Below are 19,242 nucleotides of genomic sequence, written 5' to 3' on the forward strand. Positions count from 1 at the left end.
TCCGCAGAAATCACCAAACAAATAGCCGTTTGTGTTCTCTGGAAGCAAAAAAATGATTATCTCGAAAACCTACCTTGACCCAGTACTGCCAGAAAACCTGCCCGACTCGATCATTCAGGCCGCCGATCAGTTGCCGCGTAAGGCAGAATTTCTTGCCGGACGGCTCGCCGATGAGACATCGAAGCAATTGGCGGGCCTGTTGCGCATCACCAATACCTACTACTCGAATCTGATCGAAGGGCATCGAACTGAGATCGCTGACCTGCAGGCTGCGCGCACAATACCGAAACGAGAAAGAAAGGAGCTCAAAGAGCTTGCCGTGCAACACATGACGCAGCAGGAGGTGATGGAGCGGGTGCTTCGAATGCGCCCAACAGATAGCTTCTGCGCTATGTTCGATCCCAAGTTGATCGCGACCATCCATCGTCGGCTGTTCAAGGACGCTTCAACCGAGGAACTGACCTTAGGCGATGGTCGCATGATGGAAGCAGGCAGATTGCGGGCAGAAGAGAATGAGCAAGTCCAGGTTGGCGCACATGTCGCTCCAGCTGCCGCAGCTGTATTGCCCATGCTTGAGCATCTGCAACAGCATTACGGACGAATAAAGGATCCGCGGCGCCAATTGATCGCTGCCCTGGCAGCCCATCACCGAGTGGCGCTTGTCCACCCCTTCCTTGATGGTAATGGTCGAGTGATTCGGATGCTCACCCATCTGCAACTTGTTCACCTTGGGCTAAAACCTTTCCTCTGGTCACTGTCTCGTGGCCTGGCTCGCCGGCAAGATGAGTACTATCGCTTCCTGGCCTTGGCTGATCGCCCTCGCGAGGGTGACTATGACGGGCGCGGACAACTCTCACAGCGTCACTACTTCAACTTCATCGAGTTCATGCTCGATGTCTGCCACGACCAGATTGAATACATGACGACGTCGCTAAACCCAGTCAGGCTGCGCGAGCAGGTTGTTCATGTGTTTTCAACCGATCCCGACCTTCGCCGGGCCGGCATCAGACCCACCAGTGCAGCTGCGGTGTTGGCTCTTCTCACCCAAGGTGCGATGCCGCGTGCAGAGTTCAAGGTGTTCACGGGTTTGAAGGATCGGCTTGCAACGGAAGAACTGGGCCGCTTGATCGAAGCGGGGATAGTGGTCAGCAGTACCCCCAAATCCCGCACGGTAGAAGTGGGTCTGCCTGCACGCTTCGCCGGATTGATCTTTGCGAACCTGCATTTCCAAATGGGTTGAGTTGTGGCGGTGACTCAATGTGTTGCTGCTGGATAACGAGACCGCCTGGCAACTAATGAGGCCGAACCTCAAAGCGCCCGCTCTCAACCCAATCGGAGGCCGTCGCGCCGTCCGCCGTGTCGGTGATGGTCTGCCTGAACCGGCACCAGTGGCCGCCAGCGGCCAGCGATTGCGACGCCCCGCCCTGCCAACCACTGGAAGCAACGGGGAGGCCCGCCGCCCACACCTGATCCGGATTGAACCAGCTCACCACTCGCCCAACACCCGGTCTTCCCTCGCCTTCGAAGCGAACCGGGTTGTCGACCCAACCTCCGACCACGGGCACGTCGATGGAAGGCTGATAGGTGCCCAGTACCACCGACCGCGCCGGCGAATCGGCGGAATCAAAACCCTCGCTCGACGCCACGGCCATCAGACCGTAGAGGCCGCCGGGTTGATCGAACTCCACCGTCACCGACCAGGTGCGATCCTCCAGCACCGGGCTACTGCCCAGCACCGCATGCGTGGCGTCTCCCAGTTTTACCGTCACGGTATCGCCCGGCACACCGAAACCCGACACCACCACGCGCCGGCCGATGGGCTCGTCGGTGGCCGGGGTTTCAATGAACGGGGCAGCAGGCACGACGTTGAAGGTCAGCGGCGCAGTGTCCCTGGAGGGCCGACCTTCGAAGCGTTGCCGGGCCACAATCGTGGTTTCGCCTACCGGCAGGGTCACGTCAGCGCTCCAGCCGTCGGCGCCCACAAAAACATCTTCGATCAACGGCTCACTTGCGCCCTGGAGCCAGATATCAACCCGCCCGCCCTGCATGCCCCTGCCAGACAACGTCATGCTGCGCGGCAGGTTGCCGCCCGGCTGCGGCACGTCAAACTCCGGTGGCAACACCACCACCTCGAACCTCAGGGTTTCACTGCGCTCGGACGGCTCCCCACGCAGGGTCTGTTGCGCGTCGATGGTGTAGGAACGAAACTCCAGCACGGGCAACTCGACGGACCATTCGCCGTCGGCGGTCAGCACCTTGGGGTCGCCCAGCTCCGTTTGAAATTGCGCGTCACGCACTTGCATCGACGCCTCCGCCATACCATCACGCCCACGGACGGTCAGCACGCGACCGACCTCAGCACCGGGGCTGGGGTCAGTGATCAAGGGCTTGTGCACGGGCAGCGCGACCGTGAAGGTTCTGGATGCTTCAGGTGAGGTTTGCTGGGCGGCGGTCTGGATCAGCGTCGCGGTGTGGGTGACCTCGGGTGCAAACGGCTCGGTGCGCCGGAAACTCCAGGTGCCGTTGTTATTTTCGACGGGATGTTCGGTGGTGCTGTCACTGAATGTGAGGGTCAGCACAGCACCCGGCCAGCAGGTGCCATTGAGGTCGGGCGAGAGGCCATTTTCCACGGGCACGTTCATGACCGGGGCCAGCGGTGGGATGGTGACCTCGATTTCCTGCCAGGTCGGCGACGGTACTCCATTCAGGTATTGCTTGATATGGACTTCCCGCTTGAACGTCGGCCCCCATACCTGTGATGCCATGCTCTGCCACTGACCGGACGACACGCCAGCATCCGGGGCCACCTTCGACCCACCACCGGGATTGAACAGCATCACCGTCGCACCGTTGAAACCTTTACCCGAGAACACGGGCTGGTAGACCGGTGTGTAGGTGATATCGGTCGGGTCTGGAAGTCTCAGGTTGACCGGGAACGTGTACGGCTGCGAGTCAATCCAGCCATTGTCACCGTCGGGAAACCGCTGGACAGCCCTCACGCTGTAAGAACCAAATGGCCAATTTGTTGCGGTTGTGTTCCAGCTGCCTCCGTTCACCGGCACAGGGCCCGGCGCAGGGGCATCGGGCCCGCTGACGACCGTGATCTGGACGGTTGAACCGGTGTAGCCGCTGCCTTCGAACTTCACCGAGGTGTCCGTCGGCGTGGTGACGGTGACGGCGGTCAATGCCGGAGGGCGGATTCTGAAGGCTCGGGGTGCGCCTCGATTCGATGGCGTCCCGCCTACTAGTTGGAGTGCTGCCAGCGATATATTCCCTACGGGCGCTGTAACGGAACAGCTCCAATTAGCCCCCGTCAACGTGCTGGTCTCCCCCAATTTAGTATCGTCGGTCAGATCTCTGAATACCTGAACGATGGCCCCTGAACGCCCATTGTTGCCGGTCACGGTAAAGGTCCTGTCTTGCACCGAATGGGCTACGGGGCCGGTGATGACAGGTACGGGTAATTCAATCACAACAGAAACATTGTCTGCCCAGTCAGAATGCTTACCAGCCGATGTCTGTCTGGCAGTAAACTCAAATGCCCCCAACGGCAAATTGTTATGTGGCGTTGTCCTCCAGTGCCGTTGCGAGTCAACGATACACACTGGATGGGGTATTTCATCCGCCGAATGGCTGACGTGAAGTTGCACCTCTGCGGTCGGTACCCCAGAGCCAGAAATTTCCGGCCTGCGATGCTCTATGTTCGAGCCGGAAATAGGGGATGAGATGGAGGGCTTGGGCAGTACCGTCACAGATATATTGTCGGCCCAGCCTGATAGCACGCCACGGTGTTGCTGTCTGGCTGTCAGTACTTTTAGTCCTGGGGTCAGCGGTTCACGCAAACTTGTTCGCCATGCAGAACCGGATTCCACCCAGTCCGACAATTGCCGAGCTGTGTGGCCTTCATAAACCGCAACCCAGGCTTCAGAAGTAGCTGTACCTGAAACCTCCAGATTGGGTAGCACGTCATCGTTACGGACAGGGCTCGTTATCGAAGGGCTCTGACGACTGTAAGAGGCTATAAAGTAATTGTTCATATCCATCCGATTATTACCCTGCCAATACAAAACCCGTACACTAATCAGCTCCTCGCTAGCATTACTCCTTACGGTGTGCACAAACGGAAAGCTATGCCACGCATCATCCTGACGCGCATTTTCTTCACTTGCTGGAATCCAGTTACCGTTACTCTCAACCCTCAAACTAAAATAACAGTTAGCCAAACCACTAGGCCTTGATAAATACTGTTTTCCCACAACGGTAAATGATGCGCCATCGGAACTCCACTCGTACTCAAACTTAAACTTCGCGATAGCAACCCCACTACCAATTGGATATATAAACACTGTGTGCTCTGTAGCCAAACCATCTGCAGAAACAACGTCCGACACCTTACGCACATCATAAGTTTTATCGGCATTAACTCTGTTATTTCCTTCTGATATTTCTGCCGCGTCGCGCCCATCAATATCGTCGGTGTCATCGTCGATCATGATTAGCTCCAGGTTAACCTTTCAATTGGCTGGTCTTGACAAGAGATTCAGGGCAGTAGAAGCCAGCTCCTCAGCTTAAACACCTGTCATACCTGACAGTCCCGACCAATGGCCGCCTCGATGTAGGGAAGCACCCAACTGACTACGCCTCCTCGCGCAACGGACTACAGATCCGCCAGAATCCGCCGGTTTGTGCGCCTCGGCCTTGCCCCGCAACTTGATTCGCGTCGCTGACAACCCGCGACCGGCTTTAGTCGCCCGGTGATGAAGTGATGTGCACAAACGTCATCCAGTCGGGTTTCCTTTCATTGCAGCAACACGCCTGTTCAGTTGCGCGTACTCCGGCGGCGCCCCATGCACGCTGAAGCTGGCGTCGAAATGCTGCGGCGTTACGTCTTCGTGACACCTCAGGCAGCTTGCCTTTTAATTGGATGTTGTGTTCCGGCCCTCATCGAAGGGACTTTCAAGTGCAGGTCAACCTCAATCCTATATTGGTTGAGAATCACGAATGGGATGAAAGACAAGACAACTAAACCTGCCTCATCATATCGATTGTAATAAACCGCCTGGCATCAATCTGGACATACCACTTCAACCTCAGTATATGCTGAAGGATTCGGAGCATTCACCCCGCCAAATGTATATTTAAAGCCAAGCTTTCCTTTCTTCGTGGGGTAAACCCCTACCGCTCCCCCGCCCTCAACATCATGCCAGGCCCCGTCTTGCCATGCGGTGCTGGTCAGTTTCTCATCCCATACTTCCTCTGGCCCCTTCCCGAGCATAAGGAACCTAATAATGCCACTTTTACTCCCATTGGGAGTCACCCTGTACTGCCTTGCCTGAGCACTAAAGGCGCCGCATTCAAAAACCCACCAATACTCCACCGTCAACTCTGCCTTATAATTATCATACATCACCGTGAGCGTTTTCATTTCTGTTCGCCCCGCCAACTTAGCTTCTTTATAAGCTTCAATAGCGCCATCTGGAGAAATCCCCCCTCTTTGAGAGGAACCAGGATCGCTTTCCGACTTATCATCTCCCTTACTCATGACCCATTCCTCTAATCAAGTAATGACAATAAACCTTCCAATTTTACTGACAACGCCCATATCACCCGAAAGGTTGAGGAACAGTGAACAAGGCTCCTCGCTTATTGAATAGCTGTAATACCTGACAGTCCGGACAAACGGTCACCCGCGGCTCTTTGAGGCAGATGGGCGAGATGGGGGTGTTGTTGCTGGAGACGTTGCTGGATAACGAGACGAAGGTTCAGCGCTGAAGGTTAAGCCGACTGAAAATGTCGTAGATGCGATGGAGAACCTGTGGGAGCGAGCCTGCTCGCGATGGCGTACTTGAGGTCGCCATCGCGAGCAGGCTCGCTCCCACACTGGGTCAGTCGGCACATTCAGCATTGATGCAAGCTGATCCACCGTTTTCGTGAACAAGCCCGCTCCCACAAGTTGGATTGAGGCAACCCCGCAAAAGTCAGGCCGATTCCTGCAGAGGCGGTTTCAAGCCGACTCCGGTAACGGATGAAAACTGAAATACTGCTGCAACGCACTCACCAATTGCCCGTACTCCGGCGGCGCCCACTTGAGGCTGAAACCGGCGTCGAAATGCTGCGGCGTCACATCCTCGTGACACCACAGGCAACTGGCCTTCAATTCAATGTCCAACTGCGGTCCGTCATCGCTAGGGATCTTGAGGTGCAGATTAAAGTCCGCGCCGACCATCAGCGGCAAATGGCTGATCAACATCAGGCCATCTTCAGAGACGTTGCCCAGAAAGCCGATGGGCTTGTCGTTCATACCGTTGAACACGCGCAGGAAATACGGCAACTGATGCCGCTCGATTCGCCTCTTTTTGTACATGTCCTGTATCGCTTTTTGAACGCCCCTCTACCAGGGGCTATCGATACTTCGGAACGGGCACGAACAGGCCCGCTCTCCCCGATCCCGGTGCCAGACGCTTGCAAGCGCCTTGGCTCTACTTCTGCCGGTCACAGGTGCCTCTTGAATTAGAGACCTGGCTCTAATCACTTCTTGTACAAAATATAGCTCAAGGTTTGGCGACAGCCAGCCCCAGGACGACAGTTTCATCCTGTGCAATCGTACAAGGTGGGGGTGGCCAGGCATTGCCCCTGGCCATGATATTGACGGACGGTATCAGAGCGCGGTGGGGCGGATCACCGGGGCGCTGCGGAGCGGGTAATGGCCCAGGCTCTGCAAGGTTTCCAGCCGGGCCCGGGCGCGGAAGGCGTATTCGCTGTTAGGGTATTGGGTCATGATGAACTGGTAGGTTTGCGCCGCATCGACAAACAGCTTCTGTCGTTCCAGGCATTGGCCGCGCATCATCGAGACTTCCGGCTGCATGTAGCGCCGGGCACGGCTGGCGCGGTCGACCTTGGACAACTCGAGCATCACCTGCTCGCAATTGCCCCGCTCGTAAGCCTTGTAGGCCAGGTTCATGTGGTGGTTCATCGACCAACGGGTGCAGCCCGTGATGCTCAGGGCCAGGGCAACAAAAAGCACGAATCGCATGGGAGGTTCTCCTGTCTTGAGCTCTGTATCGACCTGGGTGGGGAAATCTTCAACCCGAAAACGCAGCTTGGCAGTGCTCTTGTGGCGAGGGGATTTATCCCCTCGCCACAAGAGGAATGTGAAGCCGTAGAGGCGCAAAAATTTTCAGGAATGTTCATTTCGAAAAGAAACGAAAAAGTAGTGCATATGAACAATGACTACACCCAAAGAGCATAGTAGCCTTCGCTGGCGCTTGAACCTGAGGAGTCTTGCATGTCCGTCCGTCGCACCAAAATCGTCGCTACCCTTGGCCCGGCCAGTAACTCGCCGGAAGTTCTCGAACAGCTGATTCTGGCTGGCCTGGACGTTGCCCGTCTGAATTTCTCCCACGGCACCCCCGACGAGCACAAGGCTCGTGCCAAGCTGGTGCGTGACCTTGCTGCCAAGCATGGCCGTTTTGTCGCCCTGCTGGGTGACCTGCAAGGCCCGAAGATCCGTATCGCCAAATTCGCCAACAAGCGCATCGAGTTGAAGATTGGTGACACTTTCACCTTCTCCACCAGCCATCCGCTGACCGAAGGCAACCAGCAGGTGGTCGGTATCGACTACCCGGACCTGGTCAAGGATTGCGGCGTGGGCGACGAGCTGCTGCTCGACGACGGTCGCGTGGTGATGCGGGTCGACACCGCCACGGCCACCGAACTGAACTGCACCGTGACCATCGGCGGCCCGCTGTCGGACCACAAAGGCATCAACCGTCGTGGCGGTGGCCTGACGGCGCCGGCCCTGACCGAAAAAGACAAGGCCGACATCAAGCTGGCCGCGGAAATGGAAGTCGACTACCTGGCCGTGTCCTTCCCCCGCGACGCTGCTGACATGGAATACGCCCGTCAACTGCGCGACGAAGCCGGCGGCACCGCCTGGCTGGTGGCCAAGATCGAACGCGCCGAAGCCGTGGCCGACGACGAAACCCTCGACGGCCTGATCAAGGCTTCCGATGCCGTGATGGTGGCCCGTGGCGACCTGGGCGTGGAAATCGGTGACGCGGAGCTGGTGGGCATCCAGAAGAAGATCATTCTGCATGCACGCCGTCACAACAAAGCGGTGATCGTCGCGACCCAGATGATGGAGTCGATGATCCAGAACCCGATGCCGACCCGCGCCGAAGTGTCCGACGTAGCCAACGCCGTGCTCGACTACACCGACGCCGTGATGCTCTCGGCCGAAAGCGCCGCCGGCCTCTACCCGCTTGAAGCGGTGCAGGCCATGGCACGCATCTGCATCGGCGCTGAAAAGCACCCCACCAGCAAGACCTCCAGCCACCGGATCGGCAAGACCTTCGAGCGCTGCGACGAGAGTATCGCCCTGGCGACGATGTACACCGCCAACCACTTCCCGGGCGTGAAGGCGATCATCGCCCTGACCGAAAGTGGCTACACGCCGCTGATCATGTCGCGCATCCGCTCCTCGGTGCCGATCTACGCGTTCTCCCCGCACCGTGAAACCCAGGCTCGCGCGGCCATGTTCCGTGGCGTCTACACCGTGCCATTCGACCCGGCCGCCCTGCAACCGGGCGAAGTCAGCCAGGCGGCGGTGGATGAACTGGTCAAGCGCGGCGTGGTGCAAACCGGCGACTGGGTCATCCTGACCAAGGGCGACAGCTACCATACCATCGGCGGCACCAACGGGATGAAAATCCTGCACGTTGGCGACCCGATGGTCTGAATGACCGGTTGCTGAAAACAAAAGCCCCGCCATGTGAATGGTGGGGCTTTTTGGTTTTTGCCATCTGAAAAGGTGTTGCCTGGGCTGACGCTATCGCGAGCAGGCTCGCTCCCACAGGGGATCGGTGGTGTTCATGGCTAATGTGTTCAACACAAACCCAATGTGGGAGCGAGCTTGCTCGCGAAAGCGGTGGGTCAGCTTGCACTCATGTTGAATGGGCCGACGCCTTCGCGAGCAAGCTCACTCCCACAGGGGATCTGTGGTGTTCATGGCTAATGTGTTCAACACAAACCCAATGTGGGAGCGAGCCTGCTCGCGATAGCGGTGGGTCAGCTTGCACCAACGTTGAATGTGCCGACGCCTTCGCGAGCAGGCTCGCTCCCACAGGGGATCTGTGGTGTTCATGGCTAATGTGTTCAACACAAACCCAATGTGGGAGCGAGCCTGCTCGCGATAGCGGTGGGTCAGCTTGCACCAACGTTGAATGTGCCGACGCCTTCGCGAGCAAGCTCGCTCCCACAGGGGATCTGTGGTGTTCATGGCTAATGTGTTCAACACAAACCCAATGTGGGAGCGAGCCTGCTCGCGATAGCGGTGGGTCAGCTTGCACCAACGTTGAATGTGCCGACGCCTTCGCGAGCAGGCTCGCTCCCACAGGGGATCTGTGGTGCTCATGAATAATGTGTTCAACACAAACCCAATGTGGGAGCGAGCCTGCTCGCGATAGCGGTGGGTCAGCTTGCACCAACGTTGAATGTGCCGACGCCTTCGCGAGCAAGCTCGCTCCCACAGGGGAGCGGTGGTGTGAATGAATCATGCGTCCAACACAAAACTCCATGTGGGAGCGAGCCTGCTCGCGATAGCGCCAGCCCATGCGCTACAAAACTAATGCCTGTTGATAAACCCCGACAGCGCCGCCACCGCCTCCGGCGAGCGCAGTCGCTGGGTGAACAGCCTGCCCTCCTCTTCGATCACGGCGCGCAGTTGTTCCCGATCCGGCGCCTTCATCAGTTGTTTGCTGATGCGCACCGCCTCCGCCGGCAGCGATTCGAAGCGCAGTGCCACGTCCCGCGCCTTGGCCAACGCCGCCTCGCCACTGTCCAGCGCCTCGGTGGCGATGCCCCAGGCTGCCGCCTGTTCGCCGCTCAAGCCCTCGCCCAACAGCAGCAACTGCGCAGCCCTGGCCTTGCCGAGCAACCTCGGCAGGATCAGGCTGGAGCCGAATTCCGGGCACACCCCCAGGTTGACGAACGGCGTTCGCAGCCGCGCGTCCCGGCTGACGTAGACCAGGTCGCAATGCAACAGCAACGTGGTGCCGATGCCCACCGCCGGCCCGGCCACGGCGGCGATCACCGGTTTGCGGCAATCGAGCAGGCTGAGCATGAACTCGAATACCGGGTTGTCGAGATCGGCCGGCGGCTGTTCGAGAAAGTCGACAATATCGTTGCCGGCGGTGAAGCAGTCATGGGACCCGCAGATCAGCACCGCACTGATCTGCGGGTCGGCGTCAGCCATCGCCAGGGCTTGGGCCAATTGGCTGTACATGGCCCGAGTCAGGGCGTTTTTCTTTTCCGGGCGATTGAGGCGCAGGGTCAACAGACCGCGTTCGCGCTCAAGTAGCAGGGTGTCGGTCATGGTCGGTCTCGCGTCTGAAGATCAGCGCTCAACCACGGGTCAGGAAGACATCGGCCAGCAGTTGATTACGCGGCAGGCCAGCCAGGTAGAGGCGCTTGGCAAAGGCCTCGACCCGGTCGGGATGGCCGCAGAGTAAGGCCTGGGTTTGCCGGGAAACAAGCCGCAGTTGCGCCAACGCAGACGGCGCCTCGGCCGTGGTCAGCAGCTCCACGGTGAGGTGTTGATGCTTGGCCGCCAGCGCTGCCAGGGGTTTGGCCAGATAGTGCCCGGCGGCATCATGGGCTACGTGAATAAGACGAATCGTGCCTTGGTGATGCTGATGCAGGGCTGAGCGCAAAAGACCGAACAACGGTGCCAGGCCAGTGCCGGCCGCCAGTAGCCACAGCGGCTTATCGTGCCACTCGGGATCGTAATGCAGGGCGCCGCCGCGCAATTCACCGAGAAAAATCGGGTCCCCCGCTTTCATCTGTCGCGCCGCATTGATGAACTGGCCGGGCTCGCGGCAATCGAGGTGAAACTCCAGGAAGCGGTCTTCTTCGGGCAGGCTCGCCAGGGAATACGGCCGGGCGACATCGCCGGCCCACAACACCAGGTGCTGGCCCGCCCGATAACGCAGCGCCCGCTCAGGAATAATGCGCAAGCGCAGCACGTCGGGGCTCAGCCAATCCGCTGCGGTCACCTGGGCGGCACGGCCGTCGCGTTGCGGGTCAAAGGTGTGGATCTGCACATCCTCGATCACCTGGCACTGACACGCCAGCCGCCAGCCTTGCTCGCGCTGCGCGGGGCTCAAGGCGTCGGGCCGACTGTCGCGCACGTCACCGTTCACGCACTGCACCAGACACGCATGGCAGCTGCCGGCGCGACAACTGTAGGGCACGGCCACGCCGCCCTGATTCAACGTGTCCAACAGATTGCTGCCCGCCGCCACCGTCCACTGCCGGTCGGCGACTTTTACTTCAGGCATCGACATTCTCCCAGGCAGCGGCGCACTGATTGCGGCCGTCTCGCTTGGCACGGTACAAGGCCTGGTCGGCACGCTGCAATGCGTTGTCCAGATCGTCGCCGGTCTCCAGCATCGTCATGCCCACCGACAGGCTGAGGGAGCCGATCTGCAAGCCGATCAACTCGACTTCAGTAAATGCCAGGCGCAGCCGCTCGCAACAGGCCGTCAGCCGCGAGGGGTCGCAGGCCGGCAGCAGCATGACGAACTCTTCGCCACCGTAACGGGCCAGCACATCACCTTCGCGCAGGCAGGCCGTGGCGATGCTGGCGAACGCCTGAAGCACCTGATCACCGGCGGCGTGGCCGTGCAGGTCATTGATGCGTTTGAAATGGTCGAGGTCGATCAGGGCCAGGCCATGGGCAACATTGGGCCGGAGTGTGTTGAGCTCACGGGACGCCAGGCGCAGGAAGTGCCGGCGGTTGAATAAGCCGGTCAGTTCATCCGTGGCCACCAGGTCTTCGAGCTGACGCATCATGCCGCGCAGGGTGTCCTGATGTGCCTGCAAGGCAAACCGCCGCTGACGCATGCGTTGGCGCGAGTTCTGTACGTAACTGGCATAGAGCACCAGCCACACCAGCACGATAAATAGCACGCACACCTGTAACGCGGCCAGCGTGGGGTCAGGAAGCCTGAAGAAGTAACCGTCCCAGAGGGTAATGGCGGTGAAACTGAAAAACACCAGCATCGCGCAGCGCACGAAAGCCCGACGGGACAAGTGGAACAGCCCGAACAGCAGGATCAGCACATAGAACACCAGGAACACGCCCCGAGCCTGGTCCAGATGCGCCATCATCCAGGTCTGCCAGCCCAGGCCGATCAGTACCTGTATTTCAGTAAGACTGGGGTCGGCGAACCGCAGATTGCGGTCGGTGATAAACAGCGCGAACAGCCCTGCCTGGCACAACACCACCAACACGCTGCCGATGATGACATCGCGCAACGAATCGAGGTAATGACCACTGAAATATGCCAACCACAACAACACCAGTGCCAGCGCGTAAGTCGCGGCCGCCAAGGCGAAGCGTTTCAGCAAAAGACGTTGAATGGCGTTATGGGTCAATCGTTGACTCACCATGGGAAAGGAACTGACAGGAGGCGTCCTACGCTACAGGCCAGACGCCACTTTAGTGGCGTGCAGTGCAAATGACCATTCAATTCTGGAGCAGAAAAATGGCGTCAAAGCAATGGCCTAAATTGACGCAGTTGTTCGAGGCTGGCTGGTCCCCTTGTGGTGAGGGGATTTATCCCCGTTGGGCTGTGAAGCAGCCCCAAAATGACTGAAGGCAAACAACCTGACACACCGACGTGACTGACTTTCAGGGCTGCTGCGCAGCCCAGCGGGGATAAATCCCCTCGCCACAAAGGCAGCTCGCTCCCACAGGGTGCTCGCCTGCGATATACTGCCGCGCCTTTTTAGTGTCGCGCCAGCATGCCCGGCGTGCCTTAAGAGGTGCCGTCCGTCGACCGATGCACCCAAACGGACGGCACCTTATTGAATGTTCCCGTCTTTAGAGAGGAGCGCGACTCATGACCGTGATCAAGCAAGATGACCTGATTCAGAGCGTTGCCGACGCCCTGCAGTTCATTTCCTACTACCACCCCGTGGATTTCATCCAGGCGATGCACGAAGCCTACCTGCGCGAAGAATCGCCAGCGGCCCGTGACTCCATGGCGCAGATCCTGATCAACTCGCGCATGTGCGCCACCGGCCATCGGCCGATCTGCCAGGACACCGGCATCGTGACCGTGTTCGTGCGCGTGGGCATGGACGTGCGTTGGGATGGCGCGACCATGAGCCTGGACGACATGATCAACGAGGGCGTGCGTCGCGCCTACAACCTGCCGGAAAACGTCCTGCGCGCGTCGATCCTCGCCGACCCGGCTGGTGCGCGTAAAAACACCAAGGACAACACCCCTGCGGTGATCCACTACTCCATCGTTCCGGGTAACACCGTGGAAGTGGACGTGGCGGCCAAGGGCGGCGGTTCCGAGAACAAGTCCAAGATGGCCATGCTCAACCCATCCGACTCCATCGTGGACTGGGTACTGAAAACCGTACCGACCATGGGCGCCGGCTGGTGCCCACCGGGCATGCTGGGTATCGGCATCGGCGGCACTGCGGAAAAAGCCGCCGTCATGGCCAAGGAAGTGTTGATGGAGTCCATCGACATTCACGAACTCAAGGCCCGTGGCCCGCAGAACCGCATCGAAGAGATGCGCCTGGAGCTGTTCGAGAAGGTCAACCAACTGGGCATCGGCGCCCAGGGCCTGGGTGGCCTGACCACCGTGCTCGACGTGAAGATCATGGACTACCCGACCCACGCCGCGTCCTTGCCGGTGTGCATGATCCCCAACTGCGCCGCCACCCGCCACGCCCACTTCGTGCTGGACGGCACCGGCCCGGCGTCGCTGGAGGCACCACCGTTGGACGCTTACCCGGAAATCGTCTGGGAAGCCGGTCCGTCGGCGCGCCGCGTGAACCTCGACACCTTGACGCCTGAAGACGTGCAGAGCTGGAAGCCGGGCGAAACCGTCCTGCTCAACGGCAAGATGCTCACCGGTCGCGACGCGGCGCACAAGCGCATGGTCGAGATGCTGAACAAGGGTGAAACCTTGCCGGTGGACCTCAAGGGCCGCTTCATCTACTACGTCGGCCCGGTCGACCCGGTAGGCGACGAAGTGGTAGGCCCAGCCGGCCCGACCACCGCCACGCGGATGGACAAGTTCACCCGCCAGATCCTCGAGCAGACCGGCCTGCTGGGTATGATCGGCAAGTCCGAACGCGGCCCGACCGCTATCGAAGCGATCAGGGACAACAAGGCGGTCTACCTGATGGCCGTCGGCGGCGCCGCTTACCTGGTGGCTCAGGCGATCAAAAAGTCCAAGGTTCTGGCGTTCGCCGAACTGGGGATGGAAGCGATCTACGAGTTCGAGGTCAAGGACATGCCCGTGACCGTTGCGGTCGATAGCAAAGGCGAGTCGGTACACATCACCGGCCCGGCGATCTGGCAGAAGAAAATCAGCGACAGCCTGGCGGTAGAAGTACAGTAACACGCACGTTGACGCCGTAAAAAAGGCCGGTGGGCGACAAACTCACCGGCCTTTTTTTATCAGCAGAAAACCTGTGGGAGCGAGCCTGCTCGCGATAGCGGTGGGTCAGCTTGCATCCATGTTGGATGTGCCTCAGTCATCGCGAGCAAGCTTTGCTCCCACACTGGATCTTCAGTGGACCCCGACCTATGTTCAGCCAAGCCTCCCACACAATGCTCCCCGCCGGGCGTGAGTAGAGCCGTTCATCGGCAGGCCCGTCGACCTGTCAGATCTGACAGGTTACCCAATGACCATCTCTTGGCATCCTGAAGTCATGCCGGGTATTCGCCCTGGCGTCGGCTAACAGAGATGATCCCGATGGCAGAACAAGCGCCCCTCCAGATCGTGACCCCGACCATCGCCGGCAGTGCTTCTATCGCCACCCTCGGTAACAGCCTCGGCCCTGTCGGTACGCGAGGGGCAAGTTCTTTTGAGCTGCCGTTACCCCTGTCCGCCGCCCGTCACCTGACGCCGGCGCTGACCTTGAATTACAGCAGCCAGGGCGGCAACGGCATCTTCGGCATCGGCATGCAGCTTTCCATCGCCAGCATCACGCGCAAAACCAGCAGAGGTGTGCCGCACTACGCTGATGAGGATGTCATGGTCGACGCCGATGGGGTTGACCGCTGGCCCGAATTCAACGCCGAACCGCTCATTCGCCCCCTGGCGGGCCCCGGCAGTGCAACGTGCTCGGTGGTGCGTTATTACCCCAGGACTGAAAGCAGCTTCGATATTTATGAGCTGTGGACACCCACCGACGGCCAGGCACCCTTCTGGCGTGTCCAGGGCAGCAACGGCCATGTGTATTGCTACGGTAAAACCGAAGCGTCGCGCATTGCCGAACCTGAAGCCGAACCCGAGCCCGATCCCTCAAAACCACCACGCATCGCCGAATGGTTGTTGCTCGAAGAAGTCAGCCCGGCAGGCGAGCACATTTATTATGAGTACCAAGCCGACCCCGGCGCGCTGGACGGCCCCCACGACTATCGCGCCCAGCGCTACCTGCGGCGGGTGTGCTATGGCAACGCCAGCGCCAGTGACACCCTGTACTGCTTCGAAGAGCCCGACCCGGCCCAGCACAACTGGCACTTTCACCTGCTGTTCGACTACGGGCAACGCACCCTCGATCTTGCGCAACAACCTTCCTGGCAAGCCCCCGAAGAGGCGCCGTGGCTGCTACGCAGCGACCCGTTTCACACCTATCGATACGGTTTTGAGGTCGGCACGCGGCGCTTGTGTCATCAGGTGTTGATGTTCCACCACTTCCCCGCCGTGGCCGATACTGAACCTGCCCTGGTCCGGCGGCTGGTGCTGGAATACACCGCCACTGCGCTGGGTTACAACCTGCTGACGGCCGCCCACTATCAGGATTGGGACACTGAAGGCGGTGTCGATTACAGCCCTCCGGTCGAATTGCAGTACACCGATTTCGACCTCAACCTGACACCCGAAAAATTCTTCGACCTGGAGACAATGCCCGCCCTCGAAGGCAACCGGCATTACCAATGCGTGGACCTGTATGGCGAAGGTCTGCCGGGGTTTCTGTGCCGTTACACCGATGCCTGGTACTACCGCGAGCCTGAGCGCGCCGGGCCCGATGACGATGCCATCGGTTATGGCCCGTGGTCTCGCCTGGACAGTATCCCGGTCGCCAGCCAAAACCCGGCCGTGATGCGGGTGCTGACTGACCTGACCGGCAGCGGCCGCCTCAATTGGGTCATTGCCCAACCCGGCATGAGCGGCTTCCATACCCTCAACCCGGACCGTAGCTGGTCGACCTTCACCCCGTTTGATCGTTTTCCGACGGAGTTCCTGCACCCCGCCGCGCAACTGGGCGATTTGACCGGCGACGGTTTACGCTCACTGGCCATGGTCGGCCCCAAAAGCGTTCGGTTGTACCCCAATCTCCGCGAGCAGGGGTTCGCCCCAGGGGTGAATGTGCCCCATGAACCGGACAGCCCCCTGCCATTGTTCAGCGACTCGCGCAGCGAGCTGGTGTTGTTCGGCAATTTGCTGGGCAGCGACAGCACCGAGCTGTGCCGGATTCGCTTCGATGAAATCAAGTGCTGGCCGAACCTGGGTCACGGGCGTTTCGGCGAAGGTTTTGTCATGAGCGCCCTGCCCTTCAGCTACGGCCAATTCGACGCTGACCGGGTGCGGATCGCCGATCTGGACGGAGCTGGAGCGCCCGCGCTGATCTACCTTACCAGCGACTGTTTCGATATTTACCTCAACCACGGCGGCAACGGCCTTGAGCAAACACCCGTCAAGGTGCCATGGCCGGAGGGCGTGCGGTACGACAATCTGTGCCAGGTCAGCCTGGCCGATCTGCAGGGGCTGGGTTGCGCCAGCCTGATTCTGAGCGTGCCTCACATGTCCCCCGATATGAAGCCCAAGCATTGGCGTTACGACTTCGTCACGGCGCGGCCCTATCTGCTCAACGCCACCCACAACAACATGGGCTGCAGCACCACCCTGACCTATCGCAGCAGTGCGCAATACTGGCTGGATGAAAAACAACAGCGCCGAGCGCAGGGCGAGCAATTGGCCTGTTATCTGCCCATGGCCCTGCCGTTGTTGGCACGTCAGCAACAGCTGGATGAAATCACCGGCAATTGCCTGACCCAGCGCTTCACCTATTTCGAGGGCGACTACGACGGTTATCACCGTGAGTTCCGGGGCTTCGCTCGGTTGTACCAGGTGGACAGCGAGTTGCCCGACGCTGAAGTGCAAAGCGGCTTTACCGCGCCGGTACTGGTCAAGACCTGGTTCCACACCGGCCGAACCGTCAACCAGCCTCTGAAGGACTGTTTCGACGGCGACGATGACGCCGTGCCGCTTGGCCCGGCGCTGTTGAGCTGTTTTCATGAAGGCGACGAGGCCGACGAGATTATCGTGCCCGACCCCGAGACCGCCCGGGAAATGGCTTATGCCTTGGGCGGCCAGGTGTTGCGCACAGAAACCCATCCCGCCGAATCGGGCGATACGGCCCGGCCTTACACCGTGACGCAACAACGCTATCTGCTGCGCCAGCACCATCCCCATCACAAAAGCCTGCTGGTACTGGAACTGGAGGCGCTCAGCCATCAATACGACGGCTTTACCAATGACCCGCAAAGCCAGCACGGCATCAATCTGAAATGGAATCTCTACGGCCAGCTTGTTCACGGCTTCATCGTCCATTACGCCCGACGCCTTACGCCGCTCGATCCGCCCCCCTTCGACGATGAAGACGAGAACACCTGGTGGCTCGACGCCCATGATGAGCAGCAGCAGGTGTTCCACCTTGCCGAGAGCCGGGCCGAGCACCTGCACCTGTTCGACGAAACCGGGTGGCGCCAGCGCCTGGGCCTGCCCTGGCGCAGTCGAGCCAACGCTTTGCAACGCCCCAAGGGCGAACTGCCGCAAGGCCTCAACCCTCGCCAGATCAGCTATGAAACCTTCCTCGCACATCACGACTCCCCGCAATGGCAAGCCGCACGGCAATTGGTTGCGCTTGAGGAACAGAACTACCTGCGTGACGACCAAGGCGATATTGCCTTCCAGGCGTTGCTCGGCCCGCTGGAGACGGCCGAGTTCGACAAGCAGGCGCTGGACGCCTACGACGCCGTGCCACCGCCGTTCGACATCCGCGGGCAACTGGAAGAAATCGGCTTTGAGCCCATGCTGCTGTTTCTGCCTGAAGATCCGGACGAAGACACCGCCGAAAACCTCTGGTCGAAAAAGAGCGGTTTTGCCACCTACCACTCGCTTGATGGCTTCTTCCAGATCCACGCCCTGCAAGAAACCCAGAGCCATGGTGTTACAACCCTGACGTACGATGCCTATCACCTGATGACCACCGCCATTACCCTGCCGGACGGCTGTACGACCCAGATCGAATACGACTATCACTCGCTGTTGCCGCAGAGCATCATCGACGCCAACGACAACGTGCAGCAAGCGCTGTATGGCCCCGACGGTGTGCCTTTGGGCATTACGTTTTTAGGCAGCGAAAATGGCCTGCCGGCAGGCTTCGATGCCATCGACACCTACGAGCTGCCCGACGACCTGACACCGGCTTATGCCATCGAACACCCCGAAGCCACCCTGGGCAGAATCGCCAGTGCCGTGCGCACCGACGAGTTCAGCTGGATGGGCGCGCTTGACCTCGCCCAAGTCTCTCTTGCGCAGCGCAACGAGTGGATCAGCGCCCGCTACTTGATGCCCAGCGGCCATGTCCGCGCCAGGGCACGCATTCACCTGGCGCGGCTGGCCGAACGCAGCGCCGCCGAAGAACAGTTGTGGACGCTGATCCAGGCCACGGCCCGGGAGCCGGTGCACAGCGTCGTGCTGAGCGCCGATCGCTACCCGGACGATCCATTGCAACAGGTCCGCATCACCCTCAGCGCCATCGACGGATTCGGCCGCACCTTGCAAACCAAGCAGCGGATCGAACCCGGGGAGGCCTATGCCGTGGCCGAGGACGGCTCGCTGGAGCTACAGGGCGGGCAACCGTTGCAGCACTTGGCCGACTCGCGCTGGCGCGTCAGCGAACGGGTCGAGTACAACAACAAGGGTCTGGTCACGCGGGTCTATCGGCCGTATTTCGCCGACGCCTGGCGCTACATCAACGACGCCTCGCTGCGTCTGCACGGCTACCACGACCAGCAGTTCTACGATCCACCAGGACGCCTGGTCAAGGTCATCAATGCCAAGGGCCATGAAGCCTGGCATGTGCATCATCCCTGGTACTTGTGCGACCACGACTACAACGACACGGACCCGGGAAGCTGAC

The 19,242-nt window shown here is 59.9% G+C and carries 11 protein-coding genes; 4 read left to right on the forward strand and 7 right to left on the reverse strand.

Annotated features, from left to right (window positions below; translation table 11 throughout):
• The first annotated feature begins 52 nt into the window (after positions 1 to 52).
• Positions 53 to 1,240, forward strand: a complete 1,188-nt coding sequence (locus GKKCFE_RS20205) for a Fic family protein (protein ID WP_445577024.1) — start codon at positions 53 to 55, stop codon at positions 1,238 to 1,240.
• Between the two features lie 52 nt (positions 1,241 to 1,292).
• On the opposite strand, the gene GKKCFE_RS20210 is transcribed toward GKKCFE_RS20205, so the two are convergent.
• The 4 genes from GKKCFE_RS20210 to GKKCFE_RS20225 all read right to left on the reverse strand — a co-directional run bounded on the left by GKKCFE_RS20210 (position 1,293) and on the right by GKKCFE_RS20225 (position 7,033).
• Positions 1,293 to 2,999 (reverse strand): hypothetical protein, encoded by a 1,707-nt coding sequence (locus GKKCFE_RS20210; protein ID WP_445577025.1) that lies wholly within the window; start codon positions 2,997 to 2,999, stop codon positions 1,293 to 1,295.
• 2,066 nt (positions 3,000 to 5,065) lie between these two features.
• The gene (locus GKKCFE_RS20215; RefSeq protein ID WP_188250898.1) at positions 5,066 to 5,542 is read right to left on the reverse strand and encodes a hypothetical protein; all 477 of its coding nucleotides are present in this window, start codon (positions 5,540 to 5,542) and stop codon (positions 5,066 to 5,068) included.
• A gap of 462 nt (positions 5,543 to 6,004) precedes the next feature.
• The gene (locus GKKCFE_RS20220) at positions 6,005 to 6,364 is read right to left on the reverse strand and encodes a PilZ domain-containing protein (RefSeq protein WP_107321958.1); all 360 of its coding nucleotides are present in this window, start codon (positions 6,362 to 6,364) and stop codon (positions 6,005 to 6,007) included.
• A 294-nt stretch (positions 6,365 to 6,658) separates the two neighbouring features.
• Positions 6,659 to 7,033 (reverse strand): tetratricopeptide repeat protein, encoded by a 375-nt coding sequence (locus tag GKKCFE_RS20225; protein WP_047227106.1) that lies wholly within the window; start codon positions 7,031 to 7,033, stop codon positions 6,659 to 6,661.
• A 252-nt stretch (positions 7,034 to 7,285) separates the two neighbouring features.
• Between GKKCFE_RS20225 and pyk the strand changes: the two genes are divergently transcribed.
• Positions 7,286 to 8,737 (forward strand): pyruvate kinase, encoded by a 1,452-nt coding sequence (pyk, locus tag GKKCFE_RS20230; protein WP_047227107.1) that lies wholly within the window; start codon positions 7,286 to 7,288, stop codon positions 8,735 to 8,737.
• An 885-nt stretch (positions 8,738 to 9,622) separates the two neighbouring features.
• On the opposite strand, the gene GKKCFE_RS20235 is transcribed toward pyk, so the two are convergent.
• From GKKCFE_RS20235 to GKKCFE_RS20245, 3 genes are read right to left on the reverse strand one after another with little or no spacing between them, the layout of a single operon-like run.
• The gene (locus tag GKKCFE_RS20235) at positions 9,623 to 10,372 is read right to left on the reverse strand and encodes an enoyl-CoA hydratase-related protein (RefSeq protein WP_445577026.1); all 750 of its coding nucleotides are present in this window, start codon (positions 10,370 to 10,372) and stop codon (positions 9,623 to 9,625) included.
• Positions 10,373 to 10,400: 28 nt separating this feature from the next.
• Entirely contained in the window at positions 10,401 to 11,336 is a 936-nt protein-coding gene (locus GKKCFE_RS20240) for an iron-sulfur-binding ferredoxin reductase (protein ID WP_188250900.1), read from the reverse strand.
• Positions 11,329 to 12,435: a GGDEF domain-containing protein gene (locus GKKCFE_RS20245; RefSeq protein ID WP_047227128.1), complete on the reverse strand. Its 1,107-nt coding sequence runs from the start codon at positions 12,433 to 12,435 to the stop codon at positions 11,329 to 11,331. The genes GKKCFE_RS20240 and GKKCFE_RS20245 overlap by 8 nt, the downstream gene beginning before the upstream one ends.
• A 467-nt stretch (positions 12,436 to 12,902) precedes the next feature.
• Here GKKCFE_RS20245 and GKKCFE_RS20250 point away from each other — a divergent pair, with 467 nt between their 5' ends.
• Both GKKCFE_RS20250 and GKKCFE_RS20255 read left to right on the forward strand, forming a co-directional pair.
• Positions 12,903 to 14,426, forward strand: coding sequence for a fumarate hydratase (locus tag GKKCFE_RS20250; protein WP_047227110.1), 1,524 nt, complete (start codon positions 12,903 to 12,905; stop codon positions 14,424 to 14,426).
• 357 nt (positions 14,427 to 14,783) lie between these two features.
• Positions 14,784 to 19,241, forward strand: a complete 4,458-nt coding sequence (locus tag GKKCFE_RS20255) for a SpvB/TcaC N-terminal domain-containing protein (protein WP_445577027.1) — start codon at positions 14,784 to 14,786, stop codon at positions 19,239 to 19,241.
• Position 19,242 lies beyond the last annotated feature (1 nt).

The organism is Pseudomonas sp. E141 (assembly GCF_052659885.1).